The sequence below is a fragment of the Hylemonella gracilis ATCC 19624 genome (assembly GCF_000211835.1).
Taxonomy (GTDB): domain Bacteria; phylum Pseudomonadota; class Gammaproteobacteria; order Burkholderiales; family Burkholderiaceae_C; genus Hylemonella; species Hylemonella gracilis.
On the sequence record NZ_AEGR01000114.1, the window covers coordinates 1 to 6292 of the forward strand.

Annotated in this window: 7 protein-coding genes; all 7 read right to left on the bottom strand. The window is 66.3% G+C overall.

Annotated features, from left to right (window positions below):
• The coding region (locus HGR_RS16620; RefSeq protein ID WP_039853936.1) for an ATP-dependent DNA helicase at positions 1 to 1483 on the bottom strand (1483 nt) is incomplete at its 3' end.
• Positions 1484 to 1526: 43 nt separating this feature from the next.
• Positions 1527 to 1742, bottom strand: a complete 216-nt coding sequence (locus HGR_RS16625; RefSeq protein ID WP_039853937.1) for a YdcH family protein — start codon at positions 1740 to 1742, stop codon at positions 1527 to 1529.
• 11 nt (positions 1743 to 1753) lie between these two features.
• Positions 1754 to 2197, bottom strand: coding sequence for a hypothetical protein (locus tag HGR_RS16940; RefSeq protein ID WP_050797495.1), 444 nt, complete (start codon positions 2195 to 2197; stop codon positions 1754 to 1756).
• 107 nt (positions 2198 to 2304) lie between these two features.
• Positions 2305 to 3405, bottom strand: a complete 1101-nt coding sequence (gene zapE / locus HGR_RS16635) for a cell division protein ZapE (RefSeq protein ID WP_006299571.1) — start codon at positions 3403 to 3405, stop codon at positions 2305 to 2307.
• 138 nt (positions 3406 to 3543) lie between these two features.
• Complete coding sequence (gene lpdA, locus HGR_RS16640) at positions 3544 to 4971, bottom strand: dihydrolipoyl dehydrogenase (RefSeq protein ID WP_006299572.1); 1428 nt, start codon at positions 4969 to 4971, stop codon at positions 3544 to 3546.
• 25 nt (positions 4972 to 4996) lie between these two features.
• Entirely contained in the window at positions 4997 to 5311 is a 315-nt protein-coding gene (locus HGR_RS16645) for a PspC domain-containing protein (RefSeq protein WP_006299573.1), read from the bottom strand.
• Positions 5312 to 5333: 22 nt separating this feature from the next.
• Positions 5334 to 6292 (bottom strand): 2-oxoglutarate dehydrogenase complex dihydrolipoyllysine-residue succinyltransferase (gene odhB / locus HGR_RS16650; protein ID WP_006299574.1); only part of this gene is annotated, 959 nt, incomplete at its 5' end.

Below are 6292 nucleotides of genomic sequence, written 5' to 3' on the forward strand. Positions count from 1 at the left end.
CCGCCACCGCCTCCGCGTGCCGGGCTTCGCCCGGCTTGGGAAAGGCCGCTGGCACATACAGGGCAGCCTGGCGGGCATAGTCGAAGGGACTGCGCACGCGCAGCACGCGGGCGTCCTGCAGGCCGCAGGGTTCGGTGAACCAGCGCAAGGTTTCGTCATCACCCAAGGTGGCGGACGTGAAGATCCAGGCCCGGCGCACGGGACGGGACGGTCCGTCCGCATCCTGACCTTGACCTTGGCCTTGCCCAACTTCCTCGTCCGCCTGCTCGGGCGGGATCAGTCGCGCGCGCACCGTGTCGGCGATGTCCAGGGGCGATTCGATCAGGCGCATCTGCTGCGCGACTTCGAGCCAACGCACGGCCTCGGGCGACGCGGGCACGCTGAAAAACGTCAGCGCCGCGACCAGGTCGCGGGCCCGATCCGCCAGGCGCAGGAAATCCGGCCCCAGCTCGTCCACATGGACCAAGGCCGCAAGCGCATCCTCGCAAGCCTGCTGCAGCCCCCGCAGCGCCGCCGCCCAAGCGTCGGCATTGAGGCGTTCGGGGGCGGCCTCGTTCCAGGTCAGGCGCAGGCCACCACTGGGAGCGCGTCCCGCGCACAAGCGCAAGTTCTGCAACGCCCGCTCGACGTCACCCGCCAACTGTTGCCAATCGGCCAGACCACGGGCCTGCTGCAGCCCCGTGGCCAGCAGGTCGCGCGCGAAATCCAGCACTTGGCTGCTGGACAACTGGCGCCCCAGGAACTGCACACCCGTTTCGTTGAGCTGGTGAGCCTCGTCGAAGATGACGGCGTCCACCGTCGGCAGCAGTTCGGCCATGCCGGACTCTCGCACGGCCAGGTCGGCAAAAAAGAGATGGTGATTGACCACGAGCAAGTCCGCCGCCAAGGCCTCGCGGCGGGCAAGGTTGACGTGGCACTCGCGGTAGCGCGGGCAGTCCTGGCCCAGGCAGTTGTCGCGCGTGGACGTGATGAGGGGGATCAGCGGCGAGCGTTCGTCCAGGCCAGGCAGCTCGGCCAGGTCACCCGTGCGGGTCTGCTTGCTCCACTGCTCAATGCGCGACAGCGCATGCGCCGCCGCACCCGTGGCGGCGTGGCTCGAGGTCGCGCCGTGGCGCGCCTGCTCTAGGCGATGCAGGCACAGGTAGCTTGCACGCCCCTTGAGCAAGGCCGTGCGCAAAGGCAGGCCCAGCAACTCAAGCAGACGCGGCAAATCGCGCCCATGCAATTGGTCTTGCAAGGTCTTGGTGGCGGTGGACAACAGCACGCGCTGGCCGCTGAGCAGAGCGGGCACCAGGTAGGCGTAGGTTTTGCCGACGCCAGTCCCGGCTTCCACCACCAGCGCCTCGCGGTGCGACAGGGCATCGGCCACGGCCAGGGCCATCTCGGTCTGTCCTTCTCGCGGGCGAAACGAGGGAAAGCCGCGCGCGAGCACGCCCCCTTCGGCGAAAGCAGATGCGACTTCAGCGCGCAAGCCATCGGGCATGGCACCTGGCGGCGCAGGGGCGAGCCGGTGACCCTCGGCGGTCTCAGGCGGGTTCATCGGGCGTGAGCTCGCGTTCCAGGCGGGCGATCTCGTCGCGCAGCGCGAGTCGGCGCTTCTTCAGGCGGCGCAAGGACAGCTCATCGTTGGTCTGCGCCACGCCAGCCTGTTCGCCCATGCGGTCGATCATGGCGTCCAGATCGGCGTGTTCCATGCGCAGCTCGATCAAGCGGCGCTGCGGGGAATGAAGGTTGATGTCCACCCGACCCTCGCTCACCGGCCTGACGGCGCGGGCGCGTTGCCACGGGACGGGGAACGGTTGCGCGCACGGGCCGCCTCCTCTTGCTCGCGCGCCGCATCCTGACGGGCTTTCTCAGCCTGACGTTCTTCGAGCGCCTGCTTGCGCGACTGAACTTCGGCAGCGCGCTTGGCGTCGTCGAGGGCGATCTCCTGCGCGCGCAAACGGTCGTTCTCGACGCGCCGCGCCCGGCGCGCTTCACGCAGGCAAGCGTTCACGGCGAAGCGCTGGTAACAATCCACCTGGGCTTGCTTGTACTCGGCCTCCACCCGTTCGCGCTCGTGACGGATGCGGGCGCGCTCATGCGTGTCATGTTCGGCGTTGTAGGGCGCCGGGGGGTCCCCCCGCACCGGGTCGACGACTTGCGCTGGTGGCTGCGAAGAGTTCGGGTTCTGGTCTTGCGCGTTGGCGACCGCCATGGGCAACAACACCACGCATGCCGCGACGGTCCACCGCCACGCAAGGCGTGGACGGGCGAAGAGAGAAATGACGGAAAACGGCCACATGGACCGGCACTGTACGCTGCTCATGTCAAGCGTGTGTCCACCACGCGGCGTTCCTGCTCGAGGAACTCGCGCGACTGCATTTCGTTCAGGCGCGACACGGTGCGCGGAAACTCGTGCACGAGCGGCCCCTCGGTGTACAGCTCTTCGGGAGGGACGGCCGCGGAGAGGATGAGCTTGACGCGACGGTCGTACAGCACGTCGATCAGCCAAGTGAATCGACGGGCCTCCGAGGCCATGCGCACCGGCATGTGCGGCACGTCGCTCAGGAACACGGTGTGGAACTGCGAGGCGATTTCCAGGTAGTCGTTCTGCGAGCGGGGGCCGCCGCACAGCGTCTTGAAATCGAACCAAACCACGCCACCCGCCTTGCGCCGCGCGCGGATCTGACGCGACTCGATGTGCAGCACCGGGTCGTCGTCGCGCGCTTCGGCCAGCTCGTTGAAGGCTTGCTCCATCGCGGCATCGGCTTCGGGACCGAGCGGCTGGTGGTAGAGCTGCACGTGCTCCAGCGTGCGCTGCCGGTAGTCGGTGCCATTGTCCACGTTGATGACCTCCATCTCCCGGTTCAGCAGGGCGATGGCGGGCAAGATGCGATCTCGGTGCAGGCCGTTCGGGTAGAGATCGTCGGGCTTGAAGTTGGACGTCATCACCATGCCCACGCCATTCTGGAACAAGGCGGAAAGCAGGCGGTGCAGGATCATCGCGTCGGTGATGTCGGCGACGTGGAATTCGTCAAAGCAGATCAGCTTGTAGCGCTCGGCGATGCGCTCGGCCAGCGCGTCCAGCGGGTTCACCGTGCCTTGCAGATCGGCGAGTTCACGGTGCACCTCGCGCATGAACTCGTGAAAGTGCAGGCGCGTCTTGCGCCGCAGCGGCACGGCCTGGTAGAAACAATCCATCAGGAAGCTCTTGCCGCGCCCCACCCCGCCGTACATGTACACCCCCATCGGGATGTCCGGGTGGTTGATCAGCTTCTTGAAGGCGTTGGAGCGCTTGTTCTTGTACAGGAACCACTCGCCCGCGCAGCGCTCCAGCGCTTGCACGGCGCGCAGCTGGGCGGGATCGCTGCGGTAACCCCGCGTCTTCAGTTCCGACTCGTACGCCTCGAGTACCGATGCCACGTGAGAAAACCTTTACCAAGCACCGCCGGGCCACCCAGGGGCGGCTGCGGCATCAAACCCCGGCTGCGCGCAGCGCACAGCGGCTCTGGGCGGGAGCGACCCCCACGCGGTAGGCCGGCGCGGGGGCCTCGTCATGCCTTAGAAGTTCAGCGTGCGCTTGTCCACGGCCAGGGCCGCTTCCTTGGTGGCTTCGCTCAAGGACGGGTGCGCGTGGCAGATGCGCGCGATGTCCTCGCTGCTGGCCTTGAACTCCATGGCGACCACGGCCTCGGAGATCAGCTCCGACACCTGCGGACCAACCATGTGCACACCCAGGATTTCATCGGTCTTGGCGTCGGCCAGGAACTTCACCATGCCCGTGGTGTCGCCCAGCGCGCGCGCGCGGCCATTCGCCAGGAAGGGGAAGGTGCCGGCCTTGTAGGCCACGCCCTCGGCCTTGAGCTGCTGCTCGGTCTTGCCAACCCAGGCGATCTCGGGGCTGGTGTAGATGACCCAGGGGATGGTGTTGAAGTTGACGTGACCATGCTGGCCAGCAATGCGCTCGGCCACGGCCACGCCCTCTTCTTCCGCCTTGTGCGCCAGCATGGGGCCGCGCACCACGTCGCCGACCGCCCAGACGCCCGGCAGATTGGTCTTGCACAGCTCGTCCACGACGATGGCACCGCGCTCGTCCAGCTTCAGGCCCACGGCCTCGGCACCCAGGCCGGTCGTGTTGGGCACGCGACCGATGGAGATGATGAGCTTGTCGGCCTCCAGCGTCTGCGCCTCACCCTTGGCGTTGGCATAGGCGATCGTCACGCCCTTCTTGGAGGACTTGACCTCGCCAATCTTCACACCGAGTTCGATCTTCAGACCCTGCTTGTCGAAGGCCTTCTTGGCTTCCTTGGCGATCTGCTCGTCCACCGCGCCCAGGAAAGTCGGCAGACCTTCGAGCACAGTCACGTCCGCGCCCAAGCGGCGCCAGACCGAGCCCATTTCCAGGCCGATCACGCCGGAGCCAATCACGGCCAGCTTCTTGGGCACGCCGCCGATGCGCAACGCGCCGTCGTTGGAGAGGATGTTCTCCTCGTCGAAGGGCGCGCCCGGCAGCGCACGCGCGTTGGAGCCGGTGGCCACGATGACTTGCTTGGCCACCAGGGTCTCGTCGGCGGCGCCCTTGACGGCGATTTCATAGCCACCGTCCACGGCCTTCACAAAGGAGCCGCGACCGTGGAAGAAGCTCACCTTGTTCTTCTTGAACAGGAAGAGGATGCCGTCGTTGTTCTGCTTCACGACCGCGTCCTTGCGGGCGATCATCTTGGCCACGTCCATCTTCACGCCCGTGGCCGTGATGCCGTGCTCCGCGAAGTGCTTGTTCGCGTGCTCGAAATGCTCGGACGATTGCAGCAAGGCCTTGGACGGGATGCAACCCACGTTCGTGCAAGTGCCCCCTGGCGCCGGCCCGCCCTTCTCGTTCTTCCACTCGTCGATGCAAGCGGTATTGAAGCCCAGCTGGGCGGCGCGGATGGCGGCGATGTAACCACCGGGGCCACCGCCGATAACGATAACGTCGAATTGTTTGGACATGATGTTCCGTGAGTTGAGTCCGCGATCAGTCACGCGGCACGAAGATCCAGAGTAGGAGATAGCCAAGGAGACCGAAGCCGCCGAAGCAGACCAGCAACACAAGAATCAGGCGCCAGATCCAGCTGGCCAGCCCCGTAGACCTCGCAAGTCCACCGCAGACGCCAGCAATCCAGCGATCCGACGAGCTGAGACGAAAGCCATTGATGGCATCCACCCCGCCCGCATGCGCCACCGCAGGCACCTCCAGCAGCCTTGCTTTCGCCCGACCAAATTCCGCTTCACTCAAGGCGCCGCGCTGGCGCAGCTCCTCGAGTTTTTTCAGTTCGTCGGCGAGCGACATCTCTGTCACCACTGGGTGTCGATCAGATGTCGAACAGCAGACGCGACGGATCTTCCAGCGCATCCTTCATCGCGACCAGGCCCAACACGGCTTCGCGACCGTCGATGATGCGGTGGTCGTAGCTCATGGCCAGGTAGTTCATCGGGCGCACCACGATCTGGCCGTTTTCGACCACGGCGCGGTCCTTGGTGGCGTGCACGCCGAGGATGGCCGACTGGGGCGGGTTGATGATGGGGGTGGACATCATGGAACCGAAGGTGCCGCCATTGGAGATGGAGAAGGTGCCGCCCGTCATCTCTTCGATGCCCAGCTTGCCTTCCTGCGCCTTCTTGCCGAATTCGGCGATCTTCTTCTCGATGTCGGCGAAGCTCATCTGGTCCGCATTGCGCAGGATGGGCACCACCAGACCGCGCGGCGAACCAACGGCGATACCGATGTCGAAGTAGCCGTGGTAGACGATGTCGTTGCCATCCACGCTGGCGTTCAGCACGGGGTACTTCTTCAGGGCATGCACGGCGGCCTTGACGAAGAAGGACATGAAGCCCAGCTTGGTGCCATGCTCCTTGGTGAAGGAATCCTGGAACTTCTTGCGCAGTTCCATGACCGGGGCCATGTTCACTTCGTTGAAGGTGGTCAGGATGGCGTTGGTCGATTGCGACTGCAGCAGACGCTCGGCCACGCGGGCGCGCAGGCGCGTCATGGGCACGCGCTGCTCGGGACGCTCGCCCAGGTGCAGGGAGCTGCTGGGCGCGGCCACCTGAGGCAGGGCCTTGGTGGGCGCGCCGGTCGGGATGGCGGCGGGCGCGGGCTTGGCGCCGCCAGCCACGGCCGACAGCACGTCGCCCTTGGTCACGCGGCCGTCCTTGCCCGTGCCGGCCACGGAGCCCGCAGCGATGTTGTTATCGGCCATCAGCTTGGCGGCGGCGGGCATGGCCACGCCAGCCTTGGAAGCCGACACGGCAGCGGCGGCGGCAGGGGGTG